The organism is Ruegeria sp. CI8 (assembly GCF_056536865.1).
Window position 1 is genome coordinate 992,843 of the sequence record NZ_JBQFQL010000001.1, and the last position, 18,364, is coordinate 1,011,206.

At 63.2% G+C, this 18,364-nt stretch carries 19 protein-coding genes; 13 read left to right on the forward strand and 6 right to left on the reverse strand.

All coding sequences use genetic code 11. From position 1 onward, the window contains the following. Positions 1-14 precede the first annotated feature (14 nt). Positions 15-938, forward strand: coding sequence for a LysR substrate-binding domain-containing protein (locus ACR0DA_RS04815; RefSeq protein ID WP_170357636.1), 924 nt, complete (start codon positions 15-17; stop codon positions 936-938). A gap of 48 nt (positions 939-986) precedes the next feature. Here the strand turns inward: ACR0DA_RS04815 and ACR0DA_RS04820 are convergent, their stop codons facing one another. Next, a complete protein-coding gene (locus tag ACR0DA_RS04820) occupies positions 987-1,535 on the reverse strand; it encodes a peroxiredoxin (protein WP_170338873.1) in 549 nt (182 codons plus the stop codon). A 266-nt stretch (positions 1,536-1,801) separates the two neighbouring features. Between ACR0DA_RS04820 and lipA the strand changes: the two genes are divergently transcribed. Then, on the forward strand, positions 1,802-2,752 hold the full coding sequence (gene lipA, locus ACR0DA_RS04825; RefSeq protein ID WP_005983549.1) for a lipoyl synthase: 951 nt from the start codon (positions 1,802-1,804) through the stop codon (positions 2,750-2,752). Continuing rightward, positions 2,749-3,903 (forward strand): amidohydrolase, encoded by a 1,155-nt coding sequence (locus ACR0DA_RS04830; protein ID WP_480753141.1) that lies wholly within the window; start codon positions 2,749-2,751, stop codon positions 3,901-3,903. The genes lipA and ACR0DA_RS04830 overlap by 4 nt, the downstream gene beginning before the upstream one ends. Here ACR0DA_RS04830 and ACR0DA_RS04835 read toward each other — a convergent pair. Then, positions 3,893-4,066, reverse strand: coding sequence for a hypothetical protein (locus ACR0DA_RS04835; protein WP_005983545.1), 174 nt, complete (start codon positions 4,064-4,066; stop codon positions 3,893-3,895). The two genes, ACR0DA_RS04830 and ACR0DA_RS04835, sit on opposite strands and share 11 nt — an antisense overlap. Positions 4,067-4,089: 23 nt before the next feature. Further along, complete coding sequence (gene hpt / locus ACR0DA_RS04840) at positions 4,090-4,632, reverse strand: hypoxanthine phosphoribosyltransferase (RefSeq protein ID WP_480753143.1); 543 nt, start codon at positions 4,630-4,632, stop codon at positions 4,090-4,092. A 75-nt stretch (positions 4,633-4,707) separates the two neighbouring features. Here hpt and ACR0DA_RS04845 point away from each other — a divergent pair, with 75 nt between their 5' ends. Both ACR0DA_RS04845 and ACR0DA_RS04850 read left to right on the forward strand, forming a co-directional pair. Continuing rightward, a complete protein-coding gene (locus tag ACR0DA_RS04845; protein WP_170445678.1) occupies positions 4,708-5,154 on the forward strand; it encodes a type II toxin-antitoxin system RatA family toxin in 447 nt (148 codons plus the stop codon). Between the two features lie 38 nt (positions 5,155-5,192). Then, positions 5,193-6,488 carry an MmgE/PrpD family protein gene (locus ACR0DA_RS04850; protein ID WP_480753145.1) on the forward strand — a complete coding sequence of 432 codons (1,296 nt, stop codon included), beginning with the start codon at positions 5,193-5,195 and terminating at the stop codon, positions 6,486-6,488. Here ACR0DA_RS04850 and pyrC read toward each other — a convergent pair. Next, positions 6,485-7,522 carry a dihydroorotase gene (pyrC, locus tag ACR0DA_RS04855; protein WP_480753146.1) on the reverse strand — a complete coding sequence of 346 codons (1,038 nt, stop codon included), beginning with the start codon at positions 7,520-7,522 and terminating at the stop codon, positions 6,485-6,487. The genes ACR0DA_RS04850 and pyrC overlap by 4 nt on opposite strands. A 144-nt stretch (positions 7,523-7,666) precedes the next feature. On the opposite strand from pyrC, the gene ACR0DA_RS04860 reads away from it, so the two are divergent. Then, on the forward strand, positions 7,667-8,575 hold the full coding sequence (locus ACR0DA_RS04860) for an AAA family ATPase (RefSeq protein WP_480753147.1): 909 nt from the start codon (positions 7,667-7,669) through the stop codon (positions 8,573-8,575). A 37-nt stretch (positions 8,576-8,612) separates the two neighbouring features. Continuing rightward, positions 8,613-9,869, forward strand: a complete 1,257-nt coding sequence (locus ACR0DA_RS04865) for a vWA domain-containing protein (RefSeq protein WP_480753149.1) — start codon at positions 8,613-8,615, stop codon at positions 9,867-9,869. A 2-nt stretch (positions 9,870-9,871) separates the two neighbouring features. On the opposite strand, the gene ACR0DA_RS04870 is transcribed toward ACR0DA_RS04865, so the two are convergent. Then, positions 9,872-10,372 (reverse strand): hypothetical protein, encoded by a 501-nt coding sequence (locus tag ACR0DA_RS04870; RefSeq protein ID WP_170338859.1) that lies wholly within the window; start codon positions 10,370-10,372, stop codon positions 9,872-9,874. Between the two features lie 256 nt (positions 10,373-10,628). On the opposite strand from ACR0DA_RS04870, the gene ACR0DA_RS04875 reads away from it, so the two are divergent. From ACR0DA_RS04875 to ACR0DA_RS04895, 5 genes are all read left to right on the forward strand, one after another. Continuing rightward, positions 10,629-11,597 (forward strand): XdhC family protein, encoded by a 969-nt coding sequence (locus tag ACR0DA_RS04875; protein WP_480753150.1) that lies wholly within the window; start codon positions 10,629-10,631, stop codon positions 11,595-11,597. Beyond that, on the forward strand, positions 11,594-12,598 hold the full coding sequence (locus tag ACR0DA_RS04880; RefSeq protein ID WP_480753151.1) for a molybdopterin-binding protein: 1,005 nt from the start codon (positions 11,594-11,596) through the stop codon (positions 12,596-12,598). Before ACR0DA_RS04875 ends, ACR0DA_RS04880 begins: the two co-directional genes overlap by 4 nt. Positions 12,599-12,746: 148 nt before the next feature. Continuing rightward, entirely contained in the window at positions 12,747-13,232 is a 486-nt protein-coding gene (locus tag ACR0DA_RS04885; protein WP_170357646.1) for a (2Fe-2S)-binding protein, read from the forward strand. Between the two features lie 81 nt (positions 13,233-13,313). Then, positions 13,314-15,674, forward strand: a complete 2,361-nt coding sequence (locus ACR0DA_RS04890) for a xanthine dehydrogenase family protein molybdopterin-binding subunit (protein ID WP_480753152.1) — start codon at positions 13,314-13,316, stop codon at positions 15,672-15,674. Positions 15,675-15,774: 100 nt separating this feature from the next. Further along, complete coding sequence (locus tag ACR0DA_RS04895) at positions 15,775-16,566, forward strand: FAD binding domain-containing protein (RefSeq protein WP_480753153.1); 792 nt, start codon at positions 15,775-15,777, stop codon at positions 16,564-16,566. A gap of 44 nt (positions 16,567-16,610) precedes the next feature. Here ACR0DA_RS04895 and ACR0DA_RS04900 read toward each other — a convergent pair whose 3' ends face one another. Next, positions 16,611-17,513, reverse strand: a complete 903-nt coding sequence (locus ACR0DA_RS04900; RefSeq protein ID WP_480753155.1) for a MurR/RpiR family transcriptional regulator — start codon at positions 17,511-17,513, stop codon at positions 16,611-16,613. An 88-nt stretch (positions 17,514-17,601) separates the two neighbouring features. On the opposite strand from ACR0DA_RS04900, the gene ACR0DA_RS04905 reads away from it, so the two are divergent. Beyond that, entirely contained in the window at positions 17,602-18,363 is a 762-nt protein-coding gene (locus ACR0DA_RS04905) for a beta-keto acid cleavage family enzyme (RefSeq protein WP_170600660.1), read from the forward strand. The last annotated feature ends 1 nt before the right edge of the window (position 18,364 follow it).

Here is an 18,364-nt window from a genome sequence, read left to right on the forward strand (position 1 = left end):
GATAATCAAGGGTTATGAATTTTACCCTCAGACAGCTGCAATACTTCCGCGCCGTGGCCGAGCAGCGCAACTTTGGCCGGGCCGCTCAGGTGTGTCATGTGTCTCAACCGGCACTATCGGTGCAGATACGGGCTTTGGAAGACATCATGGGCGGGCCACTGTTTGAAAGGCGCGCCCGCGATGTTCTGCTGACACCGTTGGGGCGCGATGCGCTTGAGCACGCACGGCGCATTTTGGGCGCGGCCGAACGGTTGGATCGGTTTGCGCGTGACAACTCCACCGGGCATCGCAGTCTGTCGGTCGGTTTGATCCCGACGGTCGCACCGTATCTGCTGCCGGGTGTCTTGGCTGGTCTGCGGTCGGCGGATGTGTCCCTGCGCGTACAGGTACGCGAGGCACGCACCGAGCGGTTGCTGTCGATGCTGAAAGCGGGCGAGATCGACGCCGCCGTGCTGGCCCTGCCGGTGGGCGCGCGCGGCCTGGATGAGGTGCCCCTGTTCGAGGACCGTTTTCTGCTGGCTGGCAGCGAGACGCGCCTGAACAGCCTGACCGTCAGCCCCGACGCTCTGCGCCCGATCGACCTGAACGCGGCCCAACTGATGCTGCTGGAAGACGGGCACTGCCTGACGGATCAGGCGCTTGAGGTGTGCGGGCAGGACCGGACCAGCGCCCATATCAACATGGGCGCGTCGTCTTTGGCCACGCTGTCGCGGTTGGTGGCCGAGGGGTTCGGCCTGACCTTGATTCCGGAATTGGCGGCGCGTTCCGAGGCCGATGCCGTGCCGGGGCTGAAACTGCTGCGGTTCGGCGCCCCGGAGCCCGCGCGGCAAATCGGCCTCGTGCGGCGCGATTCGTCGGATGGGGCGGTGTGGTTTGATCAACTGGCCCAGGTGATCCGGCAGGTCGGCGAAAACATCGTTTCGGAAACCCGGAACTGAAAAGGGCTCGCACTTAGCGAGCCCTTCGAATGGAGGCTGGTTGAAGGCTCAGGCCATTTCGGGCTGTTGCGCTTCTTCCAGGTGCTTCATCAGATTTTCGGGCGACGAAACGCCATAGGGGTCCTCGGGGCAGTTGTCCATCAGGCCGGGCTCTTCGAACCACGCCTCGACCACACCGTCGTTGATGATGGCGGCATAGCGCCACGAGCGCATACCAAAACCCAGATTGGCCTTGTCGACCAGCATGCCCATCTTGCGGGTGAACTCGCCCGACCCGTCAGGAATGACCTTGACGTTCTTCAGCCCTTGATCCTGCGCCCATTTGTTCATGACAAAGCTGTCATTGACCGACATGCAGTAGATCTCGTCGATGCCCTTGGCCTTGAACGCCTCGTAGTTGTTCTCGAACCCCGGCAGTTGGTAGGTCGAGCAGGTGGGCGTGAACGCACCGGGCAGTGAGAACAGGATGACCCGCTTGCCTGCGAAGTAGTCGGCCGTGGTCTTGTCTTCCCAGCGGAACGGGTTGGGCCCTTCGATCGAGTCGTCGCGCACGCGGGTGTGGAATGTCACGTCGGGCAGCTTGGCGCCGGTTTTCATGGGGCATCTCCTGTGATTCACATTTGTTCTGACCGTGGGTTAAAACGATTCCAAACCGGCTTCAACACGGGATGTGCTGCGTTTGCGAATATCCTTTTATCTACGGAAATCATGTCGAAATTTGCATTGATCCCCTCGGAAGTCGCGCTCCTATTCTGCATCTGCGAAACGCTGACGCATGGCAGCTATGCATGGCTGGCGTAATACATCCGACCGGTTTATGTTATGCACCAACCAAATTGACCCAAAGTCAGGAAAACGGCCCCGTGCGCGATCTGAAAATCCCTGAACAACGTCACCCGGAAAAGGCGCATAAGCCCGACAATGCGCAGCCGAAAAAGCCCAACTGGATCCGGGTGAAAGCGCCCGGCGGCAAGGGCTATGCCGACACGCGCCGGATCATGCGCGACAACAACCTGGTCACCGTCTGCGAAGAGGCCGGCTGCCCGAACGTGGGCGAATGCTGGAGCCAGGGCCACGCGACCATGATGATCATGGGCGAGATATGCACCCGTGGCTGCACCTTCTGCAACATCGCTACCGGGCGCCCCGATGCGCTGGATGCGTTCGAACCGGGCCGGGTGGCACATGCGGTCGAAAAACTGGGCCTGAACCATGTCGTCATCACCTCGGTCGACCGCGACGACCTGGCCGATGGCGGGGCCGAGCATTTCGCGCAGACCATCCGCGCGGTGCGTCACCGCTCGCCCAAGACCACGATCGAGATCCTGACCCCGGATTTCCTGAAATGCGATCCGTCGGTTCTGGAAACCGTGGTCGCGGCCAAGCCGGACGTGTTCAACCACAACCTTGAAACCGTGCCGGGCCTGTACCCTGAGGTGCGCCCGGGCGCGCGCTATTTCCACTCGCTGCGTCTGCTGCAGAGGGTCAAGGAGTTGGACCCGTCGATCTTCACCAAGTCGGGCATCATGGTTGGTCTGGGCGAGAACGAACAGCAGGTGCGCCAGGTCATGGACGACATGCGCGCCGCCGATATCGATTTCCTGACAATCGGCCAGTATCTGCAGCCCACGCCGAAACACCACCGCGTGGACCGCTTTGTCACGCCCGAAGAGTTCGCGGCCTATGAAAAAGCCGCCTATGGCAAAGGGTTCCTGATGGTTTCGGCCACGCCCTTGACCCGGTCGTCGTACCATGCGGGCGATGATTTCGCGCGCCTGCGGGCGGCACGACAGAAAAAGCTGGGGCAGGCGTGACGCCCGAACGGCTCGCGCAACTGACTGCGCTGCGCCACGCTTTGCACAAACGCCCCGAGGTTTCGGGTGAAGAGGCTGAAACAGCGGCATTCATAGCCGAGCAATTGTGCGGTGTGACCGGTCGGGTTCTGACCGGGATCGGTGGGCACGGGGTCGCGGCCGTGTTCGACTCGGGCCAGCCGGGGCCCACCGTGGGCATTCGCTGCGAACTGGACGCACTGCCGATATTGGAAATGCCGGGCAAACCCTGGTGCTCGCAGGTTCCGGGCAAGGGTCATCTGTGCGGGCATGACGGCCATATGACGATGGTGTTGGGCGTAGCGCAGGAATTGACGCAAACGCCCGTGTCACGCGGTCGGGTCGTGCTGTTCTTCCAGCCCGCCGAAGAGACCGGACAGGGCGCACGCGACTTTCGGAACGATCCGCAATACGCTGAAATACAGCCCGATTTCCTGTTTTCTCTGCACAACCTGCCGGGGCTGGACCTGGGAGCGGTCGAGCTGTGCTCTGGCCCGGCCAATTGCGCCTCGCGCGGGATGCGGGTGCGGCTGACGGGCAAGACCTCGCACGCGGCGGCTCCGCAGGACGGCCTGTCGCCGGCCTCGGCCATGGCGCAGTTGATACCGGCCCTGACCGCCTTGGGGCCGGGCGGAGAGCTGACCGAGGATTACGCACTGACCACCGTCACCCACGCCCAACTGGGGGCCCCGACATTCGGGGTGGCGCCCGGCGAGGCCGAGATATGGGTCACGCTGCGCACCGTCTCGGACGCGCGTATGGGACAACTGGTCGATCAGGCCCAGGCGCTGGTCCGCAAGGCCGCTGCCGACGAGGGACTGGGTGTCGAGATCACCTATGACGACGTGTTCGACGCTTGTGTCAACCACCCCGAGGCCGTACAGTTCCTGGCTCATGCCTGCGCCCAGGCCGGGGTGCAACCGCGCCTTACCACCGTGCCGCAACGGTTCTCGGAGGATTTCGGGCAGTTCGCCAACGGGTCGAAAACGGCCATGTTCTGGCTGGGGGCCGGGGTCGACCATCCGCAACTTCACAACCCCGACTATGACTTCCCCGATGCGCTGATCCCTGTCGGCGCGGGTATATTTCTGGCGGCAATCCGTCAGGTTCTGGACGCGCCGGTCACGGCCTGAGCTTGCGCGGCTGGCTGGTTGCCCATTCGGGCCACCAGCCCATGTATTCAACGCCGGCAATCACCAGGCACAGCACGATCAGGCCCAGCACCAGCTTGACCCGCTGGTCCGAGGGCGGATTGCGCGCCCATCGGGACATTCGCAGAAGGTGGCGCAGGATCATGGGGCCTCGAATCCGCGGCGGGATCAGTCTTCGGTAAAGCGGACCTTGCCGATGAAGGGCAGGTTGCGGTTGCGTTGGGCATAGTCGATGCCATAGCCCACGACGAATTCGTCCGGGATTTCAAAGCCGATCCAGTCGGCGCGGAAATCGACCTCGCGGCGGCTGGGTTTGTCCAGAAGGGCAATCGACTTGAGCCGTTTCGGCTGGCGGCTGCGCAGCAGGTGGGTGACGTGGTTCAGCGTGTGCCCCGTGTCGACGATATCTTCGACCACCAGTACGTCGCGCCCTTCAATTGCGCCGCGCAAGTCCTTGAGAATGCGAACTTCCCGGCTGCTTTCCATTGAATCGCCATACGAGGACGCCTCGAGGAAATCGACCTCGATCGGAAGGTCCAGTTCGCGCACCAGATCGGCGATGAAGACGAAGCTGCCGCGCAGCAGGCCTACGACCACCAGCTTGTCGGTATCGCTGAATTCGCGGGTGATTTCGCGGCACAGTTCCTCGATCCGCGCCGCGATGGCCTTGGCCGAGATCATCTCATCTATCACATATGCGCGCTGGCTCATGGCTGCCCCCTTGATCTTTGGCGCGCAACATACGACATGACGCGCCATTGTCACGTTTCAAATGCCCAGGTTGCCATGCCCACTCATTCGGAAACCCGCCACCTCCCATACAGCGCGCAGCAGATGTATGATCTGGTTGCGGAAGTGGCGAAATACCCCGAGTTTCTGCCCTGGTGCGCGGCCGCGCGGATCCGGCGGACCTATGCGGCGGGCGAGGCGCAGGTGATGGAGGCCGATCTGGTGATCTCGTTCAAAGTGTTCCGCGAACGGTTCGGCAGCCGGGTGACGCTGTACCCCGAGCAGAAGAAGATCGACACCGAATACCTGGACGGTCCATTCAAATACATGAAATCCGACTGGCATTTCGAAGACGCCCCCGAGGGCGGCTGCAACGTATCCTTCCACGTGGATTTCGAGTTCAAGAACGCCGTGTTGCAGGGCATCATCGGCGTGGTCTTCAACGAGGCGATGCACCGGATCGTGCGCGCCTTCGAGCAGCGCGCGGTCAGCCTCTACGGCTGAGGGTTTACCCGGCGCGGGTGCACGTTAGACTGCGCCGCATGACTGAATTCACACGCACTCTTTCCGAATTCGCCGCAGGCCCGGTCAAGACAACCGCGCAAGCGCGGATCGTCACGTCTCTGTCCGCGCTCGACTGGCTGGCGGTTGGGCGCGCAGGGGTCAATGAGCCGGTCTCGCGCATCCTGCGAAGGATGGTGCTGGACGAAGGCGGGGCCAGACAGGCCACCCTGTTCGGCGGCGGGGCCGCGCCGATGCGCGCTGCGGCTTTGGTCAACGGCACGGTGTCGCATGCGCTGGACTATGACGACACGCATTTCGCCCATATCGGCCACCCCTCGGTGGCGGTGTTTCCCGCCGCGCTGGCCGTGGCCGAATGGCAGGATCAGCCCATCGTCGATTTGCTCGAGGCGGCCTTGGTGGGGATGGAACTGTCCATCCGCATTGGCCTGTGGCTGGGGCGGGGTCATTATCAGGTCGGGTTTCACCAGACCGCGACGGCGGGGGCGTTCGGAGCGGCCGTGGCGGCCGCCCGCCTGCTGGGATGCGATCCGGCGGCCATGCGCCGGGTTCTGGGGCTGACCGCGACCCGGGCGGCGGGCCTCAAGGCGCAGTTTGGCACCATGGGCAAGCCCTACAATGCGGGGCAGGCGGCTTCGGTCGGGGTCGAGGCCGCGCTGCTGGTGCAGCGGGGGTTCGTTCCCAATCCCGATGCCCTGACCGGACCGTTCGGATTTGGCGCGACCCATCACGGTACCGATGACACAGGCACAGCTTTGTCAGGAGTTGGGGATGAGTGGCTGTTCGAAAGCGTCAGCCACAAGTTCCACGCTTGCTGCCACGGGCTGCACGCCGCGCTTGAGGCTGCGCGCGATCTGGACATCGCCGAACCCGAGGTGGCCGAGATCAAAATCCGCACCCATCCGCGTTGGATGAGCGTCTGCAATCAGACCGCTCCGACAACCGGGCTGGGCGCCAAGTTTTCCTATCGGGCGGTGATCGCCATGCAGGCGCTGGGATACGAAACGGCCCTGCCTGAAAGCTACACGGACAAGGTCTGCGCCGATCCGCGCCTGCAATCGCTGCGCGACCGGATCACGGTCGAAGCGGACGAAACGCTGTCCGAGACCGAGGCCCGCGTGGCGCTGCTGCGGCGGGACGGAGTACGGCGCGAGGCGACCCACGATTTGGCCGCACCGATAGCCTTGTCCGACCGCGAGGATCGCGTACGCGGCAAGGCCGCCAAGCTGATCGGCGCGGACGAGGCCGATGCGGTCTGGTCGATGCTGCGCACCGGCGGGCGCGCAGCGGATCTGGCAAAACGACTGGTTGATTAGACCACGCGCCAGTGAAGCGGGAAGCCGGGGTCGAACACGGTGACCGGGCCATCGCGTGTTTCGATCTTGTCGGGGTAGCTGACCGGTTCGCCCTTCTGCAGGGTGATGGTCTGATCGTTGACGGGCAGCCGATAGAACCTTGGCCCGTTGACCGAGGTGAACCCTTCCAGCTTGTCCAGCGCACCCGCGCGGTCAAAGACCTCGGCCACCAGTGACATGGTGTTGGTCGCAGTGAAACATCCCGCGCAGCCGCAGGCCATTTCCTTGTTGGCATCCGTATGCGGGGCGCTGTCAGTCCCCAGAAAGAACCGTTCGTCGCCCGAAGTCGCGGCATCAACCAGTGCCGTGCGGTGCTCTTCGCGTTTGGCGACGGGCAGGCAGTAGTAGTGAGGCTTGATCCCGCCAACCAGGATGTGGTTGCGGTTGATGATCAGGTGATGTGCGGTGATCGTTGCGCCCAGGTCAGTTTCGTTCGCGCGCACATACTCCACGCCGTCGACGGTGGTGATATGCTCCATCACCACGCGCAGGCCCGGCGTGGCCTTGCGGATCGGGTCCAGAACGCGGTCGATGAACACCGCCTCGCGGTCGAAGATGTCGATCTCGGCATCGGTGACCTCGCCGTGCACGCAGAGCGGCAGGCCGATCTCGGCCATCCGGTCCAACACGGGGCGCACCTTGTCGAAATCCCGCACGCCCGAGGCCGAGTTGGTCGTGGCCCCCGCCGGGTACAGCTTGACCGCCTTGACCAGACCGCTTGCGTGGGCCGCGGCCATGTCGTCGGGGTCGGTATCCTCGGTCAGGTACAGGGTCATCAACGGCTCAAAGCTCATGCCTTCGGGCAGAGCGGCCAGGATACGGTCGCGGTAGGACGCGGCCTGAGCGCCGGTGACCACAGGGGGCACAAGGTTGGGCATGATGATGGCTCGCGCGAAATGGCGGGCGGTTTCGGGCAGGACGGCCTGCAGCATGGCGCCATCGCGCAGATGCAGGTGCCAGTCATCGGGGCGGCGGAGCGTCAGAGTATCGGTCATGGCGCCGGGCTAGCACAGGCCGGCCGCACGGGAAAGTGACAACAAACCTTGTCAGGCGACCAGATTGCCGCAAGTCCCGGAAAGATCACGGTCTTGACGCGCAGCGGCAGCCATGACCTGTTGTGCCAAGGGAGATTGAGACACATGAGCCAGCCAGATTCCATAGATGCCGTTCAGACGATGCTGGGCGAACAGGGCTATGTCTGTGGCCGCGCCCTGGCCACCGTGGTGTTCCTGTCGCTGAGACTGGGCCGGCCGCTGTTTCTGGAAGGTGAAGCGGGCGTCGGAAAGACCGAGATCGCCAAGGCCCTGGCCTCTGGACTTGGCCGCCGCCTGATCCGGCTTCAATGCTATGAGGGGCTCGATGCGTCCTCGGCCGTCTATGAATGGAACTTTCCCGCGCAGATGGTGGCCATCCGCACCGCCGAGGCGGTCGGCGGGTCCGACCGGAAGGGTCTGCAGGAGGAACTGTTCAGTGGCGACTATCTGATCCGCCGCCCATTGCTCGAGGCGATGGAGCCCGACCCGGCTGGCCCGCCGGTGCTGCTGATCGACGAGTTGGACCGCACCGACGAACCGTTCGAGGCCTTCCTGCTGGAGGCGCTGAGCGATTTCCAGGTGACAATCCCCGAGATCGGCACGATCAAGGCGCCCGAACCGCCCATCGTCATCGTCACGTCGAACCGCACGCGCGAGGTACATGACGCGCTCAAGCGCCGCTGCCTGTACCACTGGGTCGACTACCCCGATTTCGACCGCGAGCTGGAGATCCTGCACGCCCGCGCGCCCGAGGCCGCCGAGGCGCTGAGCCGTGAAGTGGTGGCCTTTGTCCAGCATCTGCGCACCGAGGACCTGTTCAAGAAACCCGGCGTGGCCGAGACCATCGACTGGGCGAAGTGCCTGCTGGCGCTGGACGTGATCAACCTCAGCCCCGAGGTGATCGGCGACACGCTGGGCGCGATCCTGAAATACCAGGACGACATCCAGAAACTGCAGGGCTCCGAGGCCAAGCGCATTCTGGATCAGGCCAAAGCCACGCTCGAACCGATCTGATGACGTCGCGGCGCCAAAACACTCCGGGGGCCTAGCGATGGCCGAGCAGCTTCCGCTGGATATCCCGGCCGATCCGAAACTGGCGCAGAACATCACCCATTTCGCTCGCGCCTTGCGCAAGGCCGGACTGCCGATCGGCCCCGGCCGCGTGGTCGACGCAATCCGCGCGGTGCAGGCGGCGGGCTTCACCCGCAAGCAGGATTTCTACTGGACCCTGCACGCCTGTTTCGTGAACCGGCCCGAGCATCGCACCGTGTTTGCCCAGATCTTCCGCCTGTACTGGCGCGATCCGCGGTATCTTGAGCACATGATGTCGATGATGCTGCCGGCCATTCGTGGCGTTCAGGAGGAACGCATGGCCGAAGCGGGCGAAAAACGCGCGGCCGAGGCCCTTTTGGACGGTGTCGAGCGGGATGAACCGCAAGGCGTCGAGCAAGAAGGCGAAAGCGAAATCGAGATTGACGCCACCCAGACCGCCTCGTCCGAGGAACGGCTGCGTTCGCTGGATTTCGAACAGATGAGCACCGCGGAAACCGCGCAGGCCAAGCGCATTCTGGCGCGGCTGCAACTGCCGGTGGACCCGATCGCCTCGCGCCGGGGACAGGCCAGCCATCTGGGCCAGCGGATCGACCGGGCGCGCACCTTGCGCGCGGCCATGCGTCAGGGCGGCGAAATGCACCAGATCGCATTGGTCAAACCGAAACCGCGCTGGCCCAATCTGATCGCGCTGTGTGACATCTCGGGGTCGATGAGCCAGTACAGCCGGATAATCCTGCACTTCCTGCACACGGTCTCGAACGCCAAGGGGGCTGGCTGGGCCAAGGTGAATGCGTTCACCTTCGGCACGCGACTGACGAACATCACGCGGCACCTGCATCAGCGCGACGTCGATGCCGCGCTGGCCGCCGCCGGGGCCGAGGCGCAGGATTGGGAGGGCGGCACGCGCATCGGCGAATGCCTGCACCAGTTCAACCGAGACTGGTCGCGCCGGGTGATGGGGCAGGGGGCTGTCGTGCTGCTGATCACCGACGGGTTGGAACGGGGTGACCCTGGTCTGCTGGAAAAAGAGATCGAACGCCTGCACCTGTCGGCCCGGCGGCTGATCTGGCTGAACCCACTGCTGCGCTGGGACGGGTTCGCACCCAAGGCGCAGGGCGTCGCCACCATGCTGCCGCATGTGGACAGCTTCCGCGCTGGTCATTCGATTGCATCGCTTGAGGATCTGGCCGCCGTGATTTCACGACCCGACGACCAGGGAGAGAAAGCGCGGTTGTTGGCCGCGCTTTCAGGCTGACGTTACTGCAGTTGCTTTTCGTTGCACTCGCGCGCCATTTCCATGGCCTTGTAGGTGCCGGTCAGATCGACGGTGAAGCCAAAGGACTTCTCGGGGAACACCGCCATGACCTTTTGCTTGGCCAGGTCGTCGGCGAATTGCGGGTCGTCCGACAGGACATAGCCGCCCGAATACCCCTTGGTGATGTTGCCCTTCATGCCGGTCGCCTCGCCGACATACAGGTTGTCGCCCAGCAGGATCGCGACGGCCTCCTTGTCTCCGCGCTTGATGTCGGTTTCCGCCTTGGTAAAGACACCGACATATCCAACGCTGCGGTCTTCGGTCAGACCCATCTGCACCACGTTCTCGGCATCATCGACCGCTTCGATCAGGCATGACTTCTTGTCCTTGTCGACAAAGACCTTCCAGCCCTCGACCTCTCCGTAGCGTTCGAAAGTGTCGGCCCAGGCGCTGCCTGCAATCAATGCCGCTGCGCCGATGGTTAGTGTAAATATCTGTTTCAAGACATTGTCTCCTTTGCGAAATCTCTTGCGTCAATTCGGCCGCAAGTCGGGCCTGACCGCAGGCTAGTCGGCGTCCGAAAAACAATCAAATGTTTGATTGTCTGTCGCGGACTTCGGCCGAAACCTGCCTTCTGCGTCACATGAAGAACCAAGTTGGCAGGGTCGGTGCCCGAGATAATCCACCCGAGAACGCGCTCCTTGCTTTTCATCGCGTCAATCCTGCTTATGTTGATGCGAACCACCGCGGGAGGGTCCGATGGACAGATTTGACAACAGTCCGGAAACGGCATTGGCGTGGTTTCGCGAGGGTCGCGGCGCGGTTCTGGCGACGGTCGTCGAAACCTGGGGCAGCGCACCCCGGAGGGTGGGGGCCCAGTTGGTCATTGCAGGTGATGGTCGAATCGAAGGCTCGGTCTCGGGTGGCTGTGTCGAAGGCGCGGTAATCGTCGAGGCGCTTGAAGCCATCGAAGAAGGCGAAGCGCGCCTGCTGGAATTCGGTGTCAGCGACGAGGATGCCTTTGCCGTCGGGCTGGCCTGCGGCGGCACGATCCGGGTTCTGGTCGAGCCGGTGGGCGCGGTCCTGCCCGAACCGATGCTGGCCGAACTGGTGGCGGCGCGGGCGCGGCGCGAGCCCGTGGCCTATGAGGTCAATGTCGAAACTGGCCACCGCGCGCTGCGGCGCAACGCCTATGCGGACCGGCTGCGCATGGATCGTTCAGGGTTCGAAGAAGACGGTCAGACCTTCGTGGCCGTGCACAACCCGCCCTTGCGGCTGATCGTGGTGGGCGCGGTGCATATCGCGCAGGCGCTGGTGCCGATGGCGCGGATTGCGGGTTATGACCCGATCATCATCGACCCGCGCGAGGCGTTTGCGTCGCAATCCCGCTTTCCCGGTGAAAAGCTGCTGACCGACTGGCCGGACGAGGCCGTGGCCAGCATTGGACTGGATGCGCGTACGGCGGTGGTGCTACTGACCCACGACCCCAAGCTGGATGATCCGGCCCTGCAGGCCGCGCTGAATTCGGAAGTGTTCTACATCGGCGCGCTGGGGTCGTCGCGCACCCATGCCAAACGGGTGCAGCGGATGACCGAGGCGGGTTTTTCGGCAGCGCAGTTGCAGCGCATCCACGGGCCGATCGGTCTGGACATCGGCGCGGCCGGACCGGCCGAGATTGCCGTTGCGATCATCGCGCAGATGACGGCGGTGCTGCGGGGCAAGGCATGAAATTCGGCCCTGTACCGGTTGCGGACGCGAAGGGCGCGATCCTTGCGCATTCGGTCATGGCTGGCAAGAAAAAGCTGCGCAAGGGAATGATGCTAGGCGACGCGCATGTTGCCTTGTTGACCGACGCGGGCGTGTACGAGGTGGTCGTTGCGCGGCTGGAACCCGGCGACTGTCACGAGGACGAGGCCGCGCGCCAATTGGCTGCGGCACTGACCCCGGATCCGAAGGGGGCCAACTTGCGCGTGACCGAGCCGTTTACAGGCCGCGTCAACCTAATTGCGGATCAAGCTGGGGTTGCCGCTCTGGACGTTGAGGCTCTGCTGGCGTTCAATCAGGTCAACCCGATGATCACTGTGGCCACCGTTCCTCAGCATCAGCAGATGGGTGCGGGTGGCATGGTCGCCACGATCAAGGTCATTTCCTACGCGGTGCCGCTGGCGGACGTTCAGCGCGCGTCGGAGCTGGCAAAGGGGGCCATTCGCCTGGCAGCGCCGAAGTTTGGCAGCGCCGGGTTGGTGGTGACCGACATTCCCGGCGGGCCGCCGAACGACAAGGGCATCGCCGCGATGCGCGGCCGGGTCGAGGCCCTGGGTCTGAGCCTGGAGGACGTGCAGATCGTTCCGCACGCGGTCGACGCTCTGGCGCAGGCATTGACCCGGATGAATGCCGATATCGTGATGATCCTTACCGGCTCGGCCACATCCGATGTCGAGGACGTGGCGCCTCAGGCTGTTCGGCGCGCGGGCGGGCAGGTGGACCGTTTCGGTATGCCGGTTGATCCGGGCAACCTGTTGTTTCTCGGGGTTTTGGGCAAGCGGCCGGTCATCGGTTTGCCGGGATGCGCACGTTCGCCCGCGTTGAATGGGGCCGACTGGGTGCTGTCTCGGGTCGCCTGCGGCATCCCGACCACGGGAGCCGATATCGCGGCGATGGGCGTCGGTGGTCTGCTCAAGGAAATCCCGACCCGTCCGCAACCTCGGGCCAAACGCAAAGTGACGTAACGGCAGTTTCGCCCCGTTGGCGGCCTGCAATACATGTTGGCAGTTTGCTCCTAAGGGACGGGTTGGAAACGGCCAAGTTTTTTGTTCTCAAACGACTTTTCCCGTGTTTAACTCGGGCCAAGGATAAATACGAAAATGGGAGGAACTTATGACACAGGTCTCAATGACCGTGAACGGAAAGACCGTGAGCGGTGATGTCGAAGGCCGGACGCTGCTGTCCAGCTTTCTGCGCGATCACCTGTCGCTGACCGGTACCCATGTGGGCTGTGACACGGCCCAATGCGGCGCCTGCGTGGTTCATGTGAACGGCGAGGCGGTGAAGTCCTGCAACATGCTGGCGCTCGAGGCGGACGGGGCCGATGTCGGCACCATCGAAGGGCAGGCCAACCCGGACGGCTCCTTGAATGTGATCCAGCAGGCGTTCCAGGATCATCATGGCCTGCAATGCGGTTTCTGCACGCCCGGCATGGTGATGTCGGCAGCGGCCCTGCTGAAGGATAACCCGCGCCCGACCGAGGCCGAAATCCGCAAATACCTGGAAGGCAACCTGTGCCGCTGCACCGGTTACCACAACATCGTCAAGGCGATCATGGCCGCGTCCGGCCAAGACGTCAGCCACATCGCCGCCGAGTGATGCCGCTGCGGGCGCAGAAGGACGCGCCCGTGGGATGACTGGGATGCACGCAAGCATCCGTTTATGGGAGGAGAACAAGCTATGCCCAAAGACAGTGGCATCGGAGCCAGTTCCAAGCGCCGCGAGGACGTGCGCTTTTTGACCGGAGCGGGCAATTACACCGACGACATCAACGTACGTGGTCAGGCCTATGTGTATTTCCTGCGATCCGACATCGCGCATGGCCGGATCAAAAGCATCGACACGTCCGCCGCCGAGTCCATGCCCGGCGTGGTCCGGGTGTTTACCGGCAAGGATTTCGAAGGCGTGGGCGGCATGCCCTGCGGCTGGGAGGTGACCGACAAGCACGGCGCGCCCATGCAGGAACCGCCGCACCCGATCCTGGCGCAAGGCAAAGTGCGCCATGTGGGCGACCCGATCGCGGCCGTCGTGGCCGACAGTCTTGAGCAGGCCCGTGACGCGGCCGAGGCGATCGACGTGGATATCGAGGAACTGCCCGCGGTTCTGGACATGAAAGCCGCCGCCGAAGAGGGCGCGCCGCTGGTCCATGACGATCTGAAAAACAACATCTGCTATGACTGGCAGTTGGGCGAGGCCGACGATGCCAAGGTGAACGAGGTGTTCGCCAATGCGGCGCATGTCACCACCTTGGAACTGGTGAACAACCGTCTGGTCGCCAACCCGATGGAACCGCGCGTGGCCGTGGCGGAATACAGCCGGGGCACGGATGAATACACGCTCTATACCACGTCGCAGAACCCGCATGTGATCCGGCTGTTGATGTGCGCCTTCGTGCTGGGCCTGCCCGAGCACAAGGTCCGCGTCGTGGCGCCGGATGTGGGTGGGGGTTTCGGCACCAAGATCTTCCACTACGCAGAAGAGGCGTTCTGTACCTTCGCGGCCAAGGCCTGCAATCGCCCGGTCAAGTGGACGGCCAGCCGTTCCGAGGCGTTCATGTCGGACGCACAGGGCCGCGACCATGTCAGCAAGATCGAACTGGCGCTGGATGCCGACAACAATTTCGTCGGGCTGCGGACAAACACTTTTGCCAACCTTGGGGCGTATCTGTCGACATTTTCCAGCTCGGTACCCACTTGGCTGCACGGGACGCTGATGGCGGGCAACTACAAGACGCCGGTCATTCAGGTGAACGTGCGGGCGATGTTCACCAACACCGTACCGGTGGATGCCTATCGCGGCGCAGGCCGTCCCGAGGCGACCTATCAACTGGAGCGCGTGATCGACAAGGCCGCGCGCGAGCTGGGCGTCGACCCGGTGGCGCTGCGTCGGCAGAACTTCATCACGCAGTTCCCCTATGACACGCCGGTGGCGCTGACCTATGACACCGGCGACTACAAAGGCACCATGGACAAGCTGGAGCAGGCCGCCGATTTCGCGGGCTTCCCGGCACGTCGCGCCGAAAGCGAGGCGCGTGGCAAGCTGCGCGGCCTGGGCGTGAACTGCTATATCGAGGCCTGCGGCATCGCGCCTTCGAACATCGTAGGCATGCTGGGGGCGCGTGCGGGCCTGTATGACGCGGCAACCGTGCGGGTGAACGCCACCGGCTCGATCAGCGTCATGGTCGGGGCGCACAGCCACGGGCAGGGGCACGAGACCGCCTTTCCGCAGGTCGTGGCCGACATGATCGGCATCGACGAGTCGATGGTCGAGATCGTGCACGGCGATACCTCGAAGATCCCGTTCGGCATGGGAACCTATGGCTCGCGCTCGCTGGCGGTCTGTGGTTCGGCCATGGTCAAGGCGACCGAGAAGGTGATCGACAAGGCCAAGAAGATCGCGGCGCATCTGCTGGAAGCCTCCGAGGCCGATATCGAGCTGAAGGATGGCCAGTTCACCGTGGCCGGCACCGACAAGTCGGTGGCCTGGGGGGATGTGACCCTAACGGCCTATGTGCCGCACAACTTTCCGCTGGAGGTCGAGCCGGGCCTGGAAGAGACTGCGTTCTATGATCCGGCCAACTTTACCTTCCCGGCCGGCGCCTATGCCTGCGAGGTCGAAGTTGACCCCGAGACCGGACAGGTGACCATCGAACGGTTCACCGCGGCGGATGATTTCGGCAACATCATCAACCCGATGATCGTTGACGGTCAGGTGCATGGCGGCATCGGACAGGGGATCGGTCAGGCCTTGCTGGAGAACTGCGTCTATGACGAAAACGGCCAGCTGCTGAGCGCGTCCTTCATGGACTATGCCATGCCGCGGGCCGATGACGTGCCGTTCTATACCGTCGATCATTCCAGCCAGACGCCATGTACGCACAACCCGCTGGGCGTGAAGGGCTGCGGCGAGGCCGGGGCGATTGGATCGCCGCCTGCGGTGGTCAATGCCGTGATCGATGCGCTGAACTCGGGTGGCAAGGCGGTGGACCACATCGACATGCCGGTCAGCCCGTCGCGTGTTTGGGCGGCGATGAACAGCTGAGTGGAGAGGTTGGTGTGCGAGGGGCCAGCCCCTCGCGCTCCCTGGTCAATCAAATGCCAGATGAAGGGCGGTTCCGCGCCTTTCGGAAAGGAAAAGCGAAATGTACAATTTCGAGTTCAAGAACCCCTCGACCATTGCTGATGCGGTTGCCGCGTTGGCGGGAGAGGATGCACAGGCGTTGGGGGGCGGTCAGACCCTGATCCCGACGATGAAGCAAAGACTGGCCTCACCCGCGACGCTGGTGAGCCTGGGTGCCATTCCCGAGTTGAAGGGCGTCTGCATCGAAGATGATGGGTCGATTTCGATTGGAGCGGCGACCACGCATGCCACGGTAGCAGCAGAAGTTGCGGGCAAGTATCCCGCGCTGGCTGATCTGGCGGGGCATATCGGTGATCCTGCCGTTCGCAACAGAGGCACGATAGGCGGGTCACTGGCCAACAACGATCCGGCGGCCTGCTACCCCGCAGCTGCATTGGGGTCAGGCGCGACCATTCGTACGAATGCGCGCGAAATCGCCGCGGATGACTTCTTTCAGGGCATGTTCACGACAGCGCTGGACGAGGGCGAGCTGATCACGACGGTCCGGTTCCCGGTACCGCAGGCAGCGAGTTACCAGAAGTTTCTGCAGCCTGCCTCGCGCTTTGCGCTGGTGGGTGTTTTCCTTGCCCGCTTCGCGGACGGGGTGCGCGTTGCCGTGACCGGAGCCAGCGAAGACGGCGTGTTCCGTTGGAGCGAAGCCGAGCAGGCGCTGAGCAAGGAATTCCGGCCCGATGCCCTTATGGATCTTCGGGTCAACCCGATGAACATGATCGGAGATCTGCACGGCAGCAAAGGCTACCGCGCGCACTTGGTGAGTGTCATGACCCGGCGGGCGGTTCAGGCCTGCATGTGACGCGGTCTCGGTGACTGCTTTGGGCCTCGGACGTGTTCCGGGGCCTATTTCTTTTTCGCGACACGCGGAAGCCTTTTGGGCTGCCAGTAGGCTCCCGCATCCTCGCGCGCTTTCTGATAGTCCTGAACCCGGTGATAAGTCGCGTCGCCCTTGACCGCGAAAAGGTGGCTCAGAAGAACTTCGAGAACGGCCATCGCTCCGGAGAAGCTGGAGAACTGATGCTGTGATCGGGTGCTGACGGTCAAGGTCACGTCCGCCTCGACCCCCGGAGCAATGACATCGCTGTCGGCCAGCAGAACAACACGCATACCCTTTTCCCGGGCAAACCGGATGGCACGTATCGTGTCGGCCGAATAGGGTTGAACGGTGATCGCGAACAGGCAGTCGGTTTCGCCCGCGCTCAGAAGATCGTCGATGGCCGATCCCATATGCCTTGGGATCAACTGCATTCCCGGGTGGGCCATACGTCCGGCGTAGTGGAAGTAATAGGCCAAGGCATAGCTTGCGCGGGTTGCGGTGACCAAGCACTGGGAAGCATCGGACATCAGGGTGACTGCGGATCTGACCTTGCCCGGATCCAGCTGGCGCAACGAACGTGACACCACGTTCATTTCGTTGCGGGCATAGCTGGCCTGTGCCGACGCAAAGGCATCGCCGGCATTCAACTGGGTCAGCCAATCCCGGCTGAGGCGGTCTTCGCTGTCTGTCACAAGATCCCTGCGGAAAGGGCGGCGAAAGGCTTCGAAGCCATCAAAACCAAGATGCTGTGCCAGACGAACGATCACGTTTGTGCTGACGCCGATCTTTTCGGCAGACACGCGGATGGAGTCGATTCCGAAATCGCCCGGATGGTCGATGATGTATTTTGTTGCGGCCTGCAATTGGGCCGGCAAATGGTCGATCTCTCGGCGCAGCCGATCCATCAGGTGGTGAGTTGAGGGTGTCATGATGGGAGAAAAACAAATGTTATGATTATTACAAGAGAAAAACATCCTCACACGAGCTAAGCACGCAAGAAACCGATAGGATGATTCAATGTCTGACACACAGGCTTCGTCGCTTCCGTATGTTTTGGTCGCACCGAACGGTGCGCGACGCAGTCATGCGGATCACCCCGCCTTGCCGGTTTCGACCGGTAAGATTGCGGAGACGGCCATTGCCTGCCACGCGGCCGGGGCAAACGGGTTGCACCTGCATGTCAGGGATGGGCAGGGCGCGCATTCTCTGGATGCAGGGCGCTATCGGGAGGCTATGGCCGAGCTTGCCCGAACCGTGCCCACTATGGATGTTCAGATCACGACCGAGGCCGCCGGTATCTTTGACGTTTCTGCGCAGTTGGAGTGCCTGCAGCAGGTGGCCCCGAAATGGGCCTCGATCTCGGTTCGGGAAGTTGCGCGCGCGCCCGATCTGGCCCCTCGGATTTATGGGCTGTGTGCGGAACAGGGAACTCGGGTGCAGCATATCCTCTACGATTCGACGGATGCGGATCTGTTGGAGCGATGGCAGTCGGATGGGGTCGTGCGGCGCGAGCAGGAAGACCGCTTGCTGGTGCTGGGACGCTATGCCACCGGGCAGGAATCCCAACCGGCGGATCTGGACGCCTTTCCCGCTGCTCGTACGCCTTGGATGGTTTGTGCTTTCGGGCGTCTGGAACACGCCTGTCTGGCGGCTGCGGCCGCTCGTGGCGGCGATGTCAGGGTCGGTTTTGAGAACAGCCTGACGAACTCGGATGGAACCCGATGGACGGACAACGCGGCCTCGGTTGCGGCTTTGATCGCTTTGCTGAAAGGACAATGAT